Origin of the sequence: Acinetobacter sp. IRS14 (genome assembly GCF_034650275.1) — a bacterium.
Classification (GTDB): domain Bacteria; phylum Pseudomonadota; class Gammaproteobacteria; order Pseudomonadales; family Moraxellaceae; genus Acinetobacter; species Acinetobacter oleivorans.
On the sequence record NZ_JAOVFN010000007.1, the window covers coordinates 42,507 to 60,570 of the forward strand.

The 18,064-nt window shown below is 38.6% G+C and carries 14 protein-coding genes; 5 read left to right on the top strand and 9 right to left on the bottom strand.

What is annotated here, in order from left to right; genetic code table 11:
- Positions 1 to 90: 90 nt before the first annotated feature.
- Positions 91 to 822 carry a hydrolase gene (locus tag ODQ17_RS08810; protein ID WP_322902990.1) on the bottom strand — a complete coding sequence of 244 codons (732 nt, stop codon included), beginning with the start codon at positions 820 to 822 and terminating at the stop codon, positions 91 to 93.
- 356 nt (positions 823 to 1,178) lie between these two features.
- On the opposite strand from ODQ17_RS08810, the gene otsB reads away from it, so the two are divergent.
- The gene (gene otsB / locus ODQ17_RS08815) at positions 1,179 to 2,030 is read left to right on the top strand and encodes a trehalose-phosphatase (RefSeq protein ID WP_322902992.1); all 852 of its coding nucleotides are present in this window, start codon (positions 1,179 to 1,181) and stop codon (positions 2,028 to 2,030) included.
- Positions 2,018 to 3,451, top strand: coding sequence for an alpha,alpha-trehalose-phosphate synthase (UDP-forming) (locus ODQ17_RS08820; RefSeq protein ID WP_322902994.1), 1,434 nt, complete (start codon positions 2,018 to 2,020; stop codon positions 3,449 to 3,451). Before otsB ends, ODQ17_RS08820 begins: the two co-directional genes overlap by 13 nt.
- A 67-nt stretch (positions 3,452 to 3,518) precedes the next feature.
- Here ODQ17_RS08820 and ODQ17_RS08825 read toward each other — a convergent pair whose 3' ends face one another.
- The 7 genes from ODQ17_RS08825 to ODQ17_RS08855 all read right to left on the bottom strand — a co-directional run bounded on the left by ODQ17_RS08825 (position 3,519) and on the right by ODQ17_RS08855 (position 14,113).
- Complete coding sequence (locus ODQ17_RS08825) at positions 3,519 to 4,712, bottom strand: MFS transporter (protein ID WP_081402212.1); 1,194 nt, start codon at positions 4,710 to 4,712, stop codon at positions 3,519 to 3,521.
- Between the two features lie 289 nt (positions 4,713 to 5,001).
- A complete protein-coding gene (gene ftn / locus ODQ17_RS08830; RefSeq protein WP_001214863.1) occupies positions 5,002 to 5,466 on the bottom strand; it encodes a heteropolymeric bacterioferritin subunit Ftn in 465 nt (154 codons plus the stop codon).
- 252 nt (positions 5,467 to 5,718) lie between these two features.
- Complete coding sequence (gene ligA / locus ODQ17_RS08835) at positions 5,719 to 7,758, bottom strand: NAD-dependent DNA ligase LigA (protein WP_199987819.1); 2,040 nt, start codon at positions 7,756 to 7,758, stop codon at positions 5,719 to 5,721.
- A gap of 94 nt (positions 7,759 to 7,852) precedes the next feature.
- The gene (locus ODQ17_RS08840; RefSeq protein ID WP_267531514.1) at positions 7,853 to 8,896 is read right to left on the bottom strand and encodes a cell division protein ZipA C-terminal FtsZ-binding domain-containing protein; all 1,044 of its coding nucleotides are present in this window, start codon (positions 8,894 to 8,896) and stop codon (positions 7,853 to 7,855) included.
- A 1-nt stretch (position 8,897) separates the two neighbouring features.
- On the bottom strand, positions 8,898 to 12,347 hold the full coding sequence (smc, locus tag ODQ17_RS08845) for a chromosome segregation protein SMC (RefSeq protein ID WP_322902998.1): 3,450 nt from the start codon (positions 12,345 to 12,347) through the stop codon (positions 8,898 to 8,900).
- 10 nt (positions 12,348 to 12,357) lie between these two features.
- Complete coding sequence (locus ODQ17_RS08850) at positions 12,358 to 13,053, bottom strand: GntR family transcriptional regulator (RefSeq protein WP_004794249.1); 696 nt, start codon at positions 13,051 to 13,053, stop codon at positions 12,358 to 12,360.
- Positions 13,054 to 13,309: 256 nt separating this feature from the next.
- Positions 13,310 to 14,113: a sulfite exporter TauE/SafE family protein gene (locus tag ODQ17_RS08855; protein ID WP_252060406.1), complete on the bottom strand. Its 804-nt coding sequence runs from the start codon at positions 14,111 to 14,113 to the stop codon at positions 13,310 to 13,312.
- A 30-nt stretch (positions 14,114 to 14,143) separates the two neighbouring features.
- Here ODQ17_RS08855 and ODQ17_RS08860 point away from each other — a divergent pair, with 30 nt between their 5' ends.
- Complete coding sequence (locus tag ODQ17_RS08860; RefSeq protein WP_151822262.1) at positions 14,144 to 14,896, top strand: biotin--[acetyl-CoA-carboxylase] ligase; 753 nt, start codon at positions 14,144 to 14,146, stop codon at positions 14,894 to 14,896.
- Positions 14,897 to 14,910: 14 nt separating this feature from the next.
- Positions 14,911 to 15,645 carry a pantothenate kinase gene (locus ODQ17_RS08865; protein WP_049838178.1) on the top strand — a complete coding sequence of 245 codons (735 nt, stop codon included), beginning with the start codon at positions 14,911 to 14,913 and terminating at the stop codon, positions 15,643 to 15,645.
- A 49-nt stretch (positions 15,646 to 15,694) separates the two neighbouring features.
- Here ODQ17_RS08865 and ffh read toward each other — a convergent pair whose 3' ends face one another.
- Positions 15,695 to 17,110, bottom strand: coding sequence for a signal recognition particle protein (gene ffh / locus ODQ17_RS08870; protein ID WP_004794257.1), 1,416 nt, complete (start codon positions 17,108 to 17,110; stop codon positions 15,695 to 15,697).
- Between the two features lie 140 nt (positions 17,111 to 17,250).
- On the opposite strand from ffh, the gene ODQ17_RS08875 reads away from it, so the two are divergent.
- On the top strand, positions 17,251 to 18,060 hold the full coding sequence (locus ODQ17_RS08875; protein WP_013198819.1) for a cytochrome C assembly family protein: 810 nt from the start codon (positions 17,251 to 17,253) through the stop codon (positions 18,058 to 18,060).
- Positions 18,061 to 18,064: the final 4 nt, after the last annotated feature.

The window sequence follows — 18,064 nt, forward strand, 5'->3', positions numbered from 1 at the left end:
ATTTACCCTTTTACCGCATTCAAATCTTTCATTGAACACATGTTAAACCTGTTAAGAATGAAAGAAAATTGCGATATCAATCAAAGCTTATTAACTTTGCTGATGAATTGTTAAAAATTGGCAGATTTCTTCAATTGTTCTTTCGACCTGTAGGTAGGGAAAAGCATGTGTAGCGTCTTTTAGTAGCTTATAACTCATGTTCTTTGTCGCTATATCTTTAAAATTTTCCATAATTTTGCAAGGAATGACATTATCTTGCTCAGCAAACAGATGAAGCTGTGGCCCCGGATAGTTTTTTAAGTTACTTACCAGATTTAATTGTTCAAGCATTTGTAAACCTTCTAATAAAAGTTCATTTGAAGGCGGGCTTGCTATATTTTGTACGCTTATCCAATCTTTTTTAGCTTGAGATGAGCCAAGTGTAATTAAATAATAAAAGCGCTTTAAAGTAGCTTGCGGGTTCTGTAAAAAAGACACTTTAAATTGACTAAATACATCAGTAGGCATTGCTGTTTGCCAATTGTCATTAGCCACAAAACAAGGGTTTGAAGCGAGCGTAATTAAAGTTTTAGTTTGCCCTGTTTGCTTGTAAAAAATATCAACTAGTTGAGATGCTAACTGCCCACCTAAAGACCAACCGATTACCACATCAACTTCAGCCACTAAATCAAGCTGAGCTTGAAAGTCACTCTCTAAAACATTAAAAATATTAATAAGTTGAGTTTCAAAACCAGCTTTTTCTAAATGCAATTTTAGAGATTGCAAAGGTTCTACGCCTACTCCCCAACCCGTAATTAATAAAATTTTATTTTGTAACTTCATATGCCTATCCAACGCCGACTTTATCAGGATTATATAATATTATCGTTTTAAAATATCTTTTAAAATCAACATAAAAATTGAATTACAAAAAGTAAAATCAATGATTTATGAGTATTTAATATTCTGAAATATATTGATAAATAAGACCTGTATTATTCATATTAAATATACAAAACTTTAATTATCTAAACATTGAAGCCACTCAAAAAACAACATAATCCACACTTCGCCTATAAATCCATTATGCAATGTAATTAATGTTAATACTTATGTTTTTTTATTAAAAGAAATGACTCATCAATTCATTTTAATGTTAGAAGATTAATTATTGAACAAAATATATTGGGAAGGCTAATATGAACAGTCAAAGTACAATATCTGATGGGAGAGAAAAAAATACATATTTTGTTACACCAGATGATATTATAAAAACTTTATCTTTAGATAAAAATTACTGCTTATTTTTGGATATTGATGGGACGTTAGCACCCTTCCAAATTAATCCTGAGCAAAGTTTTATTCCAAACACTACATTAGAAACTATAAAAAAAATTATTAAATTAAATATACCCGTTATTGCTGTAACAGGTCGAGATGTAGACACAGCTTGCAAACTACTACCGTCTATTGAGATCCCTGTTGCTGGTTTGCATGGTTTAGATATTTATTTTAGCTCAGATCATTATATTCGACCAGATTTAAGTTCGATTAATTTTAAAAAATTAAAACAAGATATTATAAATTCTTGTGAGAAATATCCTGAATTATTAATTGAGGATAAAGGATATTCTATTGCTTTACATTATCGAAAAAAACCTACCCTAGAAAATGATGCTATTAATATTATGCATCAGATTAATCCTGATTATCCGCAATTAAAAATAAATCATGGGAAATTTGTTGTTGAGTTAATACCAAACCAAGCTGACAAAGGTAAAGCAATTCAAACTATATTAAATCATCTTAATTTACCTTCTGTAGTACCGATTTTTATAGGAGATGATTTAACAGATGAATCTGGTTTTATTTTTATTAATCAGCACGCTGGTCTCACGATTAAAGTAGGGTCCGGCGAAACACAAGCCAACTACAGATTAAAAGATATTGATAATGTCGCGAATTTTCTTCTTTTATTTAAAAAAAGAATAAAAAGCTTATATGTTAAAAATAGCCAAAATGAGAATGGAGAACAAATATGTCTAAATTAATTGTGTTATCGAACAGAATAAGTATGCCATCAGGTAAAGCTTCAGCAGGTGGCCTTGCCGTGGCTGTACAAGATGCTTTGAATGATAGTAATGGCATTTGGTTAGGCTGGAATGGTCAGCAAATCACCGATCGCGAAGCGCCAGAATTTGAACAGGCCTATTCTGAAGGAATTGATTACATTACCTGTCCTCTTACTCATCAACAATACGCGCAATATTACTGTGGATTTGCAAATAAGGTTCTCTGGCCAGCAATGCATGCCCGAGAAGATCTGATTGAATATGATGCAGAAGAATATAGCACCTATCAAAAGGTCAATCGGTTATTCGCTGAAAAATTAAAACAGCTTGCACAGCCTGACGATCTTATTTGGATACATGATTATCACTTTTTTAGTGTGGCGCGTTACTGCCGTGAATTAGGCATGCAAAATAAAATTGGTTTCTTCTTACATATTCCTTTTGCCAGTCTGAATATCTGGCATAAAATTCCGGTAGCCCGTGAGTTAATTCAAGACTTGAGCCAATATGATGTTATTGGCTTACAAACTCAGATTGACCAAAATGCCTGCATGCAGACTTGTCTGAATTTACTCGAAGCTCAAAAAATTCAAAGCAGCAGTATTAGCTATAAAAAACGTCAAATATTAATTAAATCGTACCCAATTGGTGTTCAGCCTGAACTTATACAAAAACAAGCCCAACAAGATTTGGCCACCTCTTCCGTGTTTAATTTTGAAGAAATCCCACGTCAAAAAACTATTATTGGGGTTGATCGTATTGATTACTCAAAAGGTTTACTGGAAAGATTTAATGCGTTTGCAACCTTTTTGGAAACCAGCCCCGAATATCATGGTTTAGTTCGACATCTTCAAGTGGCAATACCTTCTCGTACCGATATTCCAGCTTATCAACGTTTATACCAACGTTTTAAAACCAAGCTTGAGTTAATTAACGAAGAGTTTGCACATGAAGACTGGAGACCGGTAGATTGCTGCTATGACACGGTTCAACACCATAATCTTATGCACATTTACCGCCATTCAGATATTTGCTGGATCAGTTCACTACGCGATGGTATGAACCTAGTCGCTAAAGAGTATATTGCAGCCCAAGACCCAGAAAATCCTGGGGTACTCATTTTATCTAAATATGCTGGAGCTGCTGAGCAGATGTCTCAAGCCTTGATTGTTGATCCGCAAGATAGAGCGGCAATGATGGATACTTTAAAAATGGCTTTAGAAATGTCTAAAACTGAGCGTATTAATCGTTATCAGCAATTGATAGAGGGATTAACAACTTCTGATCTTACCAATTGGCGAAATAACTTCTTGGATGATTTAGAAAAGACACCAACTCTACTAATGAAGCCTCAGCGATTATTACAAGATAATTATCAATCTATCTATCAAGTTTTATAAATCTAGAAAAGAACATCGAGAAATTTAATTTCTCGATGTTCGCTAGAGGGTATCTATTATTTATAAATTAATTTGTCTTGATTAATGTAAAACGGTTAAGTAAAGCAATAACAAAAAGCAATACAGCTACGCCTGTTAAAACCGTGCTTAAACCAGTCCATTCACCAATTAAACCGATTAAAGCTGGTCCACTTAATGAGCCTGTATAGGCAATCGTAGATACTAAAGAAAGTGCTGCTGCTTTCGGCATCTTGTTTTGTCGACCTACGCGAGAAAACATCACTGGCACAATATTAGAACAACCTAATCCTAATAGTGCATAACCTAATACAACCACTTGCCACACAGGTGCTGTCACAATAACAGCCATACCAATCGCAGCCCCAATTGCACTATAAGTCACAATATTTTTTTCGCCCCATTGCTTAAGCAAGACATGACCTGCAAAACGACCAGTGGTCATGCTAAGAGCAAAGAAAGTATATGCAAGACCAGCAAAAGCAGGATTAAGTTGATATTTACTTGTTAAATAAATACCACCCCAGTCCATTGCTGCACCTTCTGATAAAAAGGCAATAAAACACATCATACCAATAAGCAGAATAATGCCATCGGGACGGTAACGTTTTTTTGGTGCTTGAGTTGTATCTTCATGTGGCTTTTCATCCTGTTCAAAAGACGTTAAACAAGAAGGAATAGCAACACCACCAATAACAAGCAAAATCATAACGACTGATAAAGTACTCATTAAGGGTGAAAGTCCTACTGCCAATAGTGCTGTCACAAGCATAGCGCCCGTTAAGCCACCAAGACTACACATTCCATGGAAGCTAGACATGAGCGCTCGCAAGCTATGTTTTTCAACAACCACTGCTTGTAAATTGATAGCGACTCCAAGACACCCTGCTGCCGATCCAAAGACAAACAATGCTACAGCCATAGTCACAATGCTGCTCCACATCGTAAGGCTAGGTAATAAAACTATTAACAGCATCAATGCTAAAGCAATTAACGGACGACATCCCCAGCGCTTGACTAAAGCACCAGTCGCAGGCATAGCAATCATTGAGCCAATACCCATACAAAGCAAAAGTAAACCAAAATCGGCATGATTTAGGTTTAGGCGCTGCTGTGCAAAAGGAATGAGAGGTGCCCAAGCTGCAGTCGCAAAACCTAAGCTAAAAAAGCTTAGTCGTGTTGCAAGACGCTGTGTGCTTAAGAGAGTAGCTGTGTCTAAAACAGCAGGTTTGGTAAATAACATATTTCGCGAACTCACCATAAAATCATTGGCGATCCATACCAACCGATTTTCCATAGAAAAACCCTTGCCTCATTAAATTTCTAGGCAAGGGTTTTGTTGGCGAAATTATATCCAATTTCATAAAAAAAACAGGGGGTGTGATACATTTTTTCTGACTTTTTTGTAACTGCCAAAGCCTTATATAGTAAGGCTTTGAATATGTTCAATTTGACAAAATTAACATTTAAGCGATGAATTGATTTTATAAAAATAAGCCCATAAAAAACCCAGCTTAAGCTGGGTCATTTTATTAAATTTGAGATTGAATATAGTTTTGTAAGCCAATTAACTCAATTAAACGTAATTGCTTTTCTAACCAGTATGTATGGTCTTCTTCAGTATCTGATAATTGTTGACGCAACATATCACGGCTAATGTAATCGCCCTTCTCTTCACAAAGTTTGATACCGGTCGCTAACTTTTCGCGAACATGATATTCAAGCGCCAAATCAGCTTTTAAACAAGATACAACGTCTGTACCAACATTGATATCTTCACGATGCATGTTTGGTTTAGCACCTAAGAACAATACACGGCGAATGATCGCATCAGCATGAGAAGCTTCTTCTTGCATCTCATGATCAATACGTTCATAAATTTTATTTAGGCCCCAATCCTCATACATACGAGAATGGATTAGATATTGATCACGGGCAGCCAATTCTCCGCCAATGAGCATATTTAAATAGTCTATGACTTCTGGATTGCCACGCATAATAAATCTCCTATCGTATGAAGACTATTATGGGCAATCTTAAAAATGATTGCAAAATAAAAAATAGTTAAGTTTATGATTTTTATCAAATTAAAATGAGAAACATACGCATTTGCAGTTTAAGTTATTTAAATTTCCTGTGCAAAAAGAAACGCTTGTCTGATTTATAAGCTCAAACAAGCGTTAAAATATAACTTAAACCATCAATTTATAAATTTGTAACTAAAATCAATGGTTCTTATTTCGGTAGACCTATTCGCTTAAAGTCTGCCCGTAGCTCGCCATAAGTGATAAGAAATCAGTCTCATTCATAACAGCAATACCAAGTTTTGCTGCTTTTTCTAATTTCGAACCTGCCTTCTCGCCCGCAACAACGCATTTGGTCTTGCTGGATACGCTGCCACTTACACGCGCACCTAATGCTTGTAGCATTTGAGTCGCTTGATCACGGGTCATTTGCTCTAATGTGCCTGTTAACACCCAGCTTTCGCCATTTAACGGCTGACGTGTTGGAGCTGTTGGCGCATCCCAATGAATTCCGGCTGCAATTAAGCGATCAAGCACTTCAATGTTATGTGGTGCCAAGAAAAAGTCAGCAATCCACTCTGCGGTAATATCACCGACATCTGGAGTTTTCTTTAAAGCTTCAACATCAGCAGCTTTAAGCGCTTCTAGAGTTTGGAAAGTATTGGCCAACATTCTAGCTGTTGTTTCACCCACCCCACGAATTCCTAGAGCATAAATAAAACGAGCAAGCGTTGTCTTCTTACTGGCCTCAATGGCATCAATCAGGTTTTGTACCGATTTCTCACCCATTTTTTCAATACCGAGTAAAGTCTCTCGGTGCTCATGCAAATGGTAAATGTCGGCAACATCTTTAAGTAAATCGAGATGCAATAAAGACTCTACCCAGCGGTCGCCCAGACCTTCAATATCGAGAGCTTTACGTGATACAAAATGGCGAATCGCTTCAATTCGCTGAGCAGCACAGTAAAGACCACCAGAACAACGTGCTAAAGCTTCCCCCTCAGGCATTACAACTGGTGAAGCACAAACAGGACAGCTTTCAGGTAAATGTACAATTTCAGCATCAGGTGAACGGAATTCTGGCCAAACTTTTTCTACTTTAGGAATAACATCGCCCGTACGATAAACACTAACCGTATCGCCAACACGTACATCTAGACGATGGATTTCACCAATATTATGTAAAGTTACGTTGGAAACCGTTACTCCCCCTACAAATACAGGGTTTAAACGCGCTACAGGGGTTAAAGTACCAGTACGCCCTACTTGCCAATCAATCTGATCAACTGTAGTTAATGCAGCTTGTGCAGGGAATTTATAGGCCGTTGCCCAACGTGGCTCACGACTTAAGAAACCAAGTTGTTGTTGTTGTTTTAAGTCATCAACCTTTACGACCATTCCATCAATTTCAACTTGTAGATCTGGACGCTCTTGCTGAATTTGCTCATAACGCTGCTGTACTTCTTGAATTGAATTACATAGATATTGACGCTCAGCAATTTCAAATCCAAGTTGCGTAAGCCATTGCAGGCTGTCATGCATGGTGGTTAAGCTATGATTTGGTTCGCACTGGGCAATACCATACGCATAAAACGCTAAAGGTCTACTAGCAGCAATATTCGGGTCGAGCTGTCTTAAACTACCTGCTGCGGCATTACGCGGGTTGGCAAAGGTTTTATCACCTTTTGCTTCCTGATCGGCATTAAGTTTTTCAAAGCCAGACTTTGGCATGAGAACTTCACCGCGGACTTCAAGCAAACGTGGAATTTCAAAATGATCTGAATGCAACACTTTAGGCAAGTTACGAATCGTTTTGACGTTTTGGGTAATGTCTTCTCCGGTTTCTCCGTCACCACGTGTAACACCACGTGTTAACACACCATTTTCATACCAAAGCGAAATCGCAAGACCATCAAGTTTTAGTTCTACTTCGTATTGTACTTTTTGGTTAGGCAAACGCTCTTCTACACGGCGAGCAAATGCAAATAAGTCTTCCTGATTAAAAACATTCCCCAAAGAAAGCATCGGAACGACATGAGTCACGCTTTGAAATTTAGAGAGTGCTTGGCCGCCTACCTTTGTGGTTGGAGAATCTGATTGAACCTGATCAGGATATTGCTCTTCTAAAGCTTTTAACTGGTGAAATAAATGATCATATTCACTGTCCGAGATTGTCGGCTGATCCATCACATAATAGGCGTGGTTATGCTTTGCAATCAGTTGAATAAGCTGACGCATCTGTTCGATCACGGAAGTTGTTGCCATTATGTTATTCACCATAAAAAAGGGTGGAAATTTCTCCACCCTGAGCTGCGACTAGATATGTTGCAATTATCGCAACGAACGTAAAAAATTAAAACTAGGCAGTCGCATGTGCCGGACGATAATCAATCACATGATGACGCCAGTGCTCTTTTAACTGTGGTGTAAATTCAAGATTATTTTCATCATAAACTTTGCCATCAATTTCACGAGCAATTAAACCTGCAATACTTGCCATCATGTCAAAACCAGTTACAGCTTTACTGTTTGGAAGCGCAAGGAAAAATGCCAACCCTTGAACTTGTTCACTAGACAACGTTTCAAGATCAAACCCAGCTGGGCCATTGTCTGTCATACGCAGTACCGAAAACATCAGTACGCTCGGCTCATCCGTATTTTCATAACGATGGAAACACGACATTTCGCCATAACGTAACCCATATTTTAGCAATACTTTAAGTGCTTTATCGCCAGACAACGCGCGACGTGGGTTCGGATAGACATTTAAAGCAATAATCTGTTCAGCCATCGCTAATGCACTTTCATCATCATAGCGTTGCTGTTCATGCAAATGTACATCCAGAATATTACTCTCGCCTTCAAATTCAGCAATTTCGGCAGTTTCAATATTTGGATTTAAACTCAACTCAGGCTCAGTTTTTTCACTTTCAGATTTCAAGTTTTCTTCTGATAAAGCTTCAATTTCTGATTTAACAGAAACCGTATCAACTAACTCAGCTGAACTGTCTGTGTTAATGGTAGAGCTTTTTACAGTTTCTTCAGATTTAATCTGGTCTGAAGAATTTTCAACAGCGGGTTGAGTTGATTCGGCTGAAATTGATTTAGCAGGTTCTACAGCCAAAGTTTCTGTTGGTTTTGTTGTACTAGTTTCTACCGATGCAGATTCATTTAACGTCGGCTCTACTCGCTCTGTACTAGTTGCCGATACACGTTCAGCTTCAGCTTGTTCAAGCTGATCTCGCACATGTCTAGGTATAACTGGTTGATTACTATCAGGATTAATATGCAAATCACTGTCTAATGAGGGTTCGGCATGGTTTGACTTTTTTAAAATCATTTTTAAGCCAATTAGCATAATAATAATGGCGACAACGATGCCAATAATCGTATTGATTTCCATTCTATGACTCCGAAACTAACCCGTATTCTTTTGCCTGTTCTAAATCGACAGTGACTAATTTTGATGTACCCGGTTCAGGCATGGTCACACCCAACAAATCAGTTGCCATGGTCATCGCCAGCTTATTATGTGTAATGTAAATGAATTGTACATGTTCAGAAAGCTCTTTTACCAAATTACAATATCTCTGAACATTCGCATCATCAAGTGGTGCGTCCACTTCATCTAACACACAGAACGGTGCCGGATTTAATCTAAAAATCGCAAATACTAATGCTAACGCTGTTAACGCCTTTTCTCCACCGGAAAGTAATGCTAGAGAACTATTTTTCTTACCCGGTGGTCTTGCCATCAGTTTAACACCAGATTGCCAGTCATCTTCAAGGCTTAAACTCGCTTCACCACCATTAAAGACCTTTGGAAACAGATTTTGCAACTCTTGATTAATCTGATCAAACGTTGTCATAAACAACTTACGGGTTTCCTGATCAATGCTTTTCATCGCATCTTTTAGTTGGGTTACCGTATTTTCCAAATCTTGAATCTGGTGACTCAACTCATCAAAACGCTGAGAAACCTCTTCAAATTCTTGTGAAGCAGCAAGGTTCACCGCTCCGATTTTTTCAAACTGTTTTTGTACTTTTTCCAGTTTTTGCTGGTGCTCAGCTAAATCGATCTGTAAGCCTTTTTGGACTTCGGCATTTAGCTCTTTAAGCTGTTCTTGGTAATGTTCACGATCTGACTTAGCGGCTTGCCATGCCAAACGCTTCTCTTCAAGTTGCTCTCTGAGCTGTTCATCTTTTTGTTGATATTGATGACGCTGATCTGTCAGGGTTTGTTGTTTTTCCTGCACACTATTGAGTTCAAGCTGCCATTCATTCCAGTTCTTTTGCAACTTTTCAGTTTGAGCAAATTGTTGCTGAAATTCTGACTCAAGATTTGGTAACTCTAACTGAATAGGGTCAACAAATTTTTTCGCCTGCTCCATTTGAGCATTAATCTGCTGATATTGACTCTGCAAGAACGAGATATCTTTTTCAAGCAACTCGATTTGTTGAGTGGTTTGCGTACTACTACGACGTAAAATCTCGCGTTCTTGTTGCTGATGTTGTAGGGCTTGTTGCTGTTCTTCTAACTGTTCCGTTAACTCTTCTACCCGGAATTGCATAGTTTTATAATCAGGTAAAATGGTTTCAAGTTTGATTGCTAGAGCATGCAAATCAATTTCAAGATCGTCTTTTTGCATTGCATCTTCTTCAAGCTGCATGTCTAGCTGAGCTAACTGATCTTTCAATTGTTGTTTTTGCAATAAAAAGGCTTGTGCTGCGGTTTGCTGTTTAGCAATTTGCACATCAAGCTGTTGTAAGTCTTTTTGTTTTTGTTTAACAACTTGCTGTTTCTGCTGCAAGTCAGACTGCAACTGCCCTAGTTCATCTTTCTGCTGAACTAAAATTTGATCTAATGCTTGTAATTCAGGTTGTTGCTTTTCAAGGGCTTGTTCAATTTCATCTAGACGAATGCGATGGCTCAGCATACCTTGCGCACTTTGACTCTCATCATCATACATAAGGGCAATCACCCAATCCTGCCCGACATGATAGCCATCTAAAGTTAAAATAGACTGACCATGTTGTAATTGCTTTTGCTTATTTAAAGCAACAGTCAAATCTTGTGCAATTGCTACATTCGAAAAGATTGATAGCTGTGGCGACGCAATCCAGTCATTTAAACAGGCCAAATCCCCTTTAAATGTACTTGTTTGCTCTGAAGGTTTTAACTGACGAGCAATTCCTTCCTGAAAGGTTTGTTCAGTTTCAACAATATGAGCTTGCAACCATTTTGCTAAAAATTTTTCAACAATCTGCGCATGTGGCTTACCCTGCTCCGTTAACTCTAGAGCCTGCATTAAACGTAGCGTATCTTGGTTTTGCTTTGGACTTTGTTTAGCAACAAGCTGGCTTAAGTTTTTCTGCTCAGATAATAAAACCTGTATTTCTGTTTTTAGTGTTTGTTGCTGATTTTTGGTTGTCTGATGTGCTTGTTGAGACTGTTCAATCTGTTGCAAATACTGCTCAATTTCAGTCTCTAACGTCGAAATTTCAAGACGTAATTGCTGCTGTAGTTGCTCAAATTCGCCCTGCTCATCTTCATGAACATGCGATTGAATCTGACTTGCTTGATGTTGCAACGTTTCTTTTTGCTGTTCAATGCGTTGAACATTTTTACCTAACTGCTCAATTTGAGCAGACATTTGCATTTTTTGCTGCTGTTGTTTTTCAACCTGAGCTTTTATTTGTTCAAACTGTTGCTGTGCTTGTTTTTGCTGAGATTGTAAATCAGCAAAGTTTTGTTCAGCTTCCGTTGTTGTATGCTCAATTCCAGTTAATGATTCAGTTTGTTCATCTAACTGATTATTCAGTGTTTCAAGTTGCAATTCAGAAAGTTGTAAACGTTCTTTAGTTTGGAATTTTTGCTGTTCTAACTGAACGAGAGTCATACTATTTTGCTGGTATAAACTCTGTTTTTGTTCCAGAGTCATTTTCAGTTCAGATAGTTTTTTCTCAGCTTGTTGCCACTCTTGTTGTAGTGGTGAAGATTGCTGAATAAGTCTCTGAAATAAAGCACTGGTTGCTTCTAAATCATGTTCAATCGTACTTAACTCTGAGCGAACCAATTTAAAAGTTTCGCCCAGTTCATTCATTTGAACTGTATATTCTTCTTGTAAGCGTACGCTTTTATCTGCCTGAAAAGACAAAATTTCAATTTTTAGGGTACGAATCTGACTTTCCAGAGTTTTATATTGAACCGCTGCTTCGGATTGACGTTTAAGCGTCTTCAGCTGTGATTTTAACTCAAGGGCAATATCTTCTAAACGCGAAAGGTTTTGCTCAGTATGTTCAAGATGTTGCAAAGTCTCACGTCGACGAGCTTGATAGCGTGAAACACCTGCGGCCTCTTCAATAAAGATACGCATTTCTTCAGGTTTGGCATCAACCAAACGGTTAATCATGCCTTGTTCAATCACTGCATAAGAACGTGGGCCTAACCCTGTTCCTAAGAAAATATCGGTAATATCACGGCGGCGGCAACGTGTGCCATTTAAGAAATATTCGGATTTACCTTCACGGGTAACCTGACGACGAACGGCGAGCTCATTATAAGCATTATATGACCCGCCCAATTTGCCATAGGTATTATCAAAACGTAGCTCAACACTCGCCACACCCACTGGCTTACGCTTGGAGGTTCCTGTAAAAATAACATCTTGCATGCTACCACCACGTAGCTGACGAGCATTTGATTCACCCATCACCCAACGAATGGCATCAATTACATTTGATTTGCCACAACCATTTGGACCAACCACTGCTGTGCGGTTCGCCTTAAAATTTAAAGTTGTACTATCTGCAAAAGATTTAAAGCCGGAAAGTTTTAAACTGCTTAAACGCATAATGCCCTAACTAGCGGCGTGAGCGTCTTGCCCAGGCCAATTCAATCTGTTTCATTCGTGTCAGCGATTCCAACACAAGGTTACGTAAGTGTCGACAAAAATCTTCCATAAATAAAGCGGCTTGTTGTGATTTTCGGATCAAAATTGCATCAGTCACGAGTTTAAATAATGCAAATGCTTCTTGTAGTTCCCGCTTAGAGGTATTTAAGGTCAAAAAATAACTGCGACGTAGTGAAGGTAGTAACTCTTTATAGAACTTCATTAGGTAGGGATTACCCACCATATCCTGCTGTTCAGCGAGATATTGAAAAACACCATCATAAAATTTTTCGATATCACCTGCTTTTACATGCTCAAGAAGTTGTTCCAACAATAGTTGCAATTGATCTGCTTCATGTGCGCGCCATGTTTCACTGATGCGTTGCACAATATGCCCTAATAACATCACGTTTGTGTCAAACAGTGCTTTAACCTGCTGTGCAGACATTTCTGAAACAATTGCCCCGCGGCGTGGAAATATCTCAATTAAATGAGTACGCTCTAATAATAATAATGCTTCACGAACTGACCCTCGGCTTACATCAAGCTCTTTGGCAATACGTAATTCTTGAATACGCTCGCCTTCAACCAGCTCACCACTAATGATCTGTTCGCTAATATATTTGACAATTTGCTCAGAAAGACTTTCTGTCTCTTCGAGATTCATAAATCACCCGCTACTTTTTATATGCATTAATCCATGCTTTTCTTTCGCATCCTTGTTTTTAACTGATCGTACCGATTAAAAACTATGTCATTGTCTGACAATTTTATTGCATTTTAAGCCAACCCAATTAAAAACAACACCAAAATCGGATGAATAAAAGCCCCGAATGTTCTTATTTTACTGAATAAAAAAAGCTCGAATTTCTAAAAACTCAAGCTCTTAAATCGTAGTTCTAGCAAGATTAATATTTTATTCTCTAGTGCATAATCCCTTTATAAATAAAGTAACTACCTACCACAACTAACAAACAGGCAAAGCATTTTTTCAACATTTGTGGTGACAATGCATGAGCAACTTTTGCGCCAAACTTCGCTGTAACAAAACTCATGACACTAATGCCAATAAACGCATAGATATGCACATAACCAATCGTGTTAGGTACAGAGATGTGTTCTTTGGCACCAAACCACATAAAGCCAATTGCACCCGCAATAGCAATAGGTAAACCACAAGCGGCAGAAGTCGCGACTGCTTTTTGCATGACGACGCCATGACGGTTTAAATACGGAACAGTTAAGCTACCGCCTCCAATACCAAAAATTGCAGAGGCAATACCAATGCCACCACCCGCCATAAATTGCATAGGTGTTGAAGGAAGCTGACGTGTTGGGTCAACAACTACATTTGCCCCTTTAAACATACGATAGGCCATCACAACCGCAAAAATACCAATAAGGAGCTGTAAATGCTGACCAGACATCAAATCGGCAATACCCGCTCCTAAAAATGAACCAATCACCAGTCCAGGTGCTAAATTACGAAAAACAGGCCAAAGAACTGCACCCTTTTTATGGTGGGCCGAAACTGAACTAAACGATGTCACAATAATCGTTGCAAGCGATGTTCCGACTGCAATATGCATGATTACTGCTGGGTCATAGTGCAACTGGGTAAAAACCACATAGAGGATTGGTACAATAATTAGTCCACCACCAACTCCAAACAATCCGGCAGTAAAACCAGCAATTGCGCCAATGAGTAAATATATGATTAACTCCATAAATGTTTTACCACTCTGCTCATATTCAACATGGATTTAGAGACTCGCCAACTACAACAACTTTTAAGCGCAAAAAACCAGCTTCCAGAAGTGGTTTTATTAAAAGCAACCACAACTTCGACCAATGATGATATTCGTGAAATTGCCCAAAAAGGCATTACAACGGGCTTGGTTTGCAGTGCTCAACAAACTCAAGGGCGAGGTCAACATCAACGGCAATGGATTTCACCTGAAGGAAACATTTATTTAAGCACATTGGTGCAAACTCGAACACCCTTAGATGGTCGCTTAGCACTTGAAGTTGCTCTGAATATTTTGCAAATCCCGCAGTTACAAGCGCTGAATTTGCAAGTGAAATGGCCAAATGATTTGTATAGTGCTCAGGGCAAATGGGGTGGAATTTTGGTCGAGCCGCTTTCCCAGCATCAGGCTATTGTGGGTGTAGGTATTAATTTAAAAACACCACCAGTGACTGATAGTGATCAACCGATTACATCTCTAGAGGATTTAGGCCTAGAACAAATGAGTCGTCTTGAACTTATTTCAGAGCTTTACGTTGCAATTCAAAATGCAGCTCGCTGGTTTGATCATGGTTGCTACAACTTGGCTGGACGTTTTAACCACCACGCTGCATGGCTTAATCAGTTGGTGCAGTTCGAACATAGTCAGGGACTGGTTCATGGTCGTTTCGTAGGAATTTCCAATGAAGGTGCAGTAATTCTTGAGACTCCTGAACCTCAGCAGTTTTATCAAGGTCGCTTAAGACCACAAGTGAATCAATAAACAGGTGTTCTTCCATGAAAAGTTTATGGCTTGATATCGGGAACACCCGTTTAAAGTATTGGATTACTGAAAATCAGCAGATTATTGAACATGCAGCTGAGCTACATTTACAGTCCCCTGCCGATTTATTACTGGGTTTAATTCAACACTTTAAACATCAAGGTCTGCATCGCATTGGGATTTCTTCAGTACTCGATACCGAGAACAACCAACGTATTCAGCAGATTTTAAAATGGCTTGAAATTCCTGTTGTTTTTGCCAAAGTGCATGCTGAATATGCTGAGTTAAAGTGCGGCTATGAAGTTCCAAGTCAGCTCGGGATTGACCGTTGGCTACAAGTACTCGCTGTAGCTCAAACAGATGAAAATTATTGCATTATTGGATGTGGAACAGCCTTAACGATTGATTTAACGCAAGGCAAACAGCATTTAGGCGGTTATATTCTGCCAAATCTTTATTTACAGCGTGATGCACTCATTCAAAATACTAAAGGCATTAAAATTCCAGACTCAGCTTTTGATAATTTAAACCCGGGCAATAACACAGTCGATGCAGTACATCACGGTATTTTGTTAGGCCTGATTAGTACAATTGAAAGCATCATGCAGCAATCTCCTAAAAAATTACTCCTTACAGGTGGAGATGCTCCTCTTTTTGCTAAGTTCTTGAAAAAATATGATCCAGTCGTAGAAACAGATCTTTTGCTCAAAGGACTACAACAATATATTGCTCATTATCCTAAAGACTAAAACACAGAACAAAATAAAAGGCGCTATATGCGCCTTTTATTTTATAAGTTTATTTCTTTTGGTCATTGTTGCCAAACAGTGGGCCCATTCCGCCACCACCGCCGCCACCAAATTGCTTTTGCATATTGCCTAATGAACGCATCATTTTGCTCATACCAGATGGATTCGCAAATTTCTTCATCATTTTAGCCATTTGTGCTTGTTGCTTAATGAGTTTATTCACTTCAGCAACATCCATACCACAACCGGCCGCAATACGTTTTTTACGGCTTGGGTTCATCAAGTCTGGATTACGGCGTTCTTTAACGGTCATTGACTGGATAATAGCTTCCATTTTCTTGACCTGTTTTTCAGGATTTGCTTGCTCAATCGCCTGCTGAATCCCTGCACCGCTCATGCCAGGCAACTTATCTAAGAAGCCCATCATGCCGCCCATACTTTTCATTTGCTCAAATTGCATCAGCATATCTTCAAAGTTGAAGCTGCCGCCTTTTTGCAATTTTTTAGCCATTTTTTCGGCTTTTTCTTTGTCAATTTTACGTTCAACTTCCTCGACTAAAGAAAGTACGTCACCCATGCCTAAAATACGTTGAGCAACACGATCTGGATGGAATGGTTCTAAAGCATCAAGCTTCTCACCCATACCCAAGAACTTGATTGGCTTACCCGTAATTGCACGTACAGAAAGCGCTGCACCACCACGTGCATCACCATCAGTTTTAGTAAGAATCACACCTGTAAGTGCTAATGCATCATTAAACGCTTTAGCTGTATTTGCAGCATCCTGACCTGTCATGGCATCAACCACGAACAAGGTTTCAGTCGGCTTAACGGCAGCATGTAATTCTTTAATTTCGTCCATCATGTCTTCATCGACATGTAAACGACCTGCGGTATCGACAATTAACACATCAGCAAACTGGATTTTTGCTTGTTCAATTGCACGATTAACGATATCAATTGGCTTTTCAGAAGCATCTGATGCAATAAAACCTGCACCAACTTCTGCTGACACAGTTTCTAACTGCTTAATTGCTGCTGGACGGTAAACGTCGGCAGAAACCGTCATTACTTTTTTCTTTTGACGTTCTTTTAAGAAACGTGCCAATTTAGCGGCAGTTGTTGTTTTACCCGCACCTTGTAAACCAGCAAGTAATACAACAACGGGAGGCTTAGCACTTAAATCAAGTGTTTCATTCGCCTCACCCATCATCTTGGTGAGTTCGTCATAGACAATTTTTACAAATGCCTGGCCTGGTGATAACTGAGTCATCACTTCTTGGCCCAATGCCTCTTCCTTAACTTTCGCGATAAATTCACGAGTTACAGGTAACGCGACATCGGCTTCAAGAAGTGCCATACGTACTTCACGTAAGGTATCTTTAATATTGTCTTCGGTCAGCTGCCCTGAGCCAGTAACATTTCTTAAACTCTGTGTGAGTCGTTCTGTTAAGGTATCAAACATTGCAAAATCCGCTTAAAATGGCTAGTTGCAAAAAAATCTTTCTCGAAATAGAAAATTTATGCATAGAATGCTATAGGATACTTTAGTTCGCAGCGAATTTATATCTTATATAGATGAATTAATCCTGAAAAAGGTTTGACATGATTAGCCTCCCCTTGGTTTACACAATTTTGGCACTCATCGCATATACCACTTCTTTCTGGTATCTGTTTATTCGTTTAATGTCAAAACGTGAACCAAACCCATGGTTATTTGCTTTTGTTGCGACTTTGGCGCTCCTGTTGCACGGTACAGTTTTATGTCACGCCATGCTGACACCAGCCGGAATTAACTACGATGTTTTTAATTTAGTATCTTTTACATCGTGGCTTATGCTGTTGTTAAGTTTAATTTTTAGTATTTTTCGTCCCATCGTACCGCTAAATTTATTAGGCATTCCTGTAGCGGCTATTGGTCTAATTTTAGGTTTTGGATTCAGTCGACCAGATCAATTTATTGAGCAGCATTCGTTAGGCTTAGATACTCATATTATTCTTTCACTTTCTGCCTATGCAGTTTTATTGATGGCAACCATTCACGCTATTTTGCTCTGGTTCCAAAATCGTGAACTCAAAAAGAAACAAAAAAAACGCTTTTGGGTCAATTTACTTCCGCCTATTCAGGCGATGGAGTCTTTGTTATTTGATCTGATCATTACTGGCTTTATTTTATTAACGATTGCACTCACTTTTGGTTTCTTGACGATTGATAGCTTCTTTGCACAGCATCTTGCTCATAAAACCGTATTTAGTATTATTTCTTGGTTTATCTATGGCTCACTCTTAATTGGCCATTACAAACTCGGATGGCGAGGTCAAAAAGCGATTCGTTTTACCTTAATCGGTTTTGTGCTTTTGGCGATTGGTTTTATTGGTAGTAAATTTGTGCTTGAGATGATCTTGGGCCGTTAAGTAA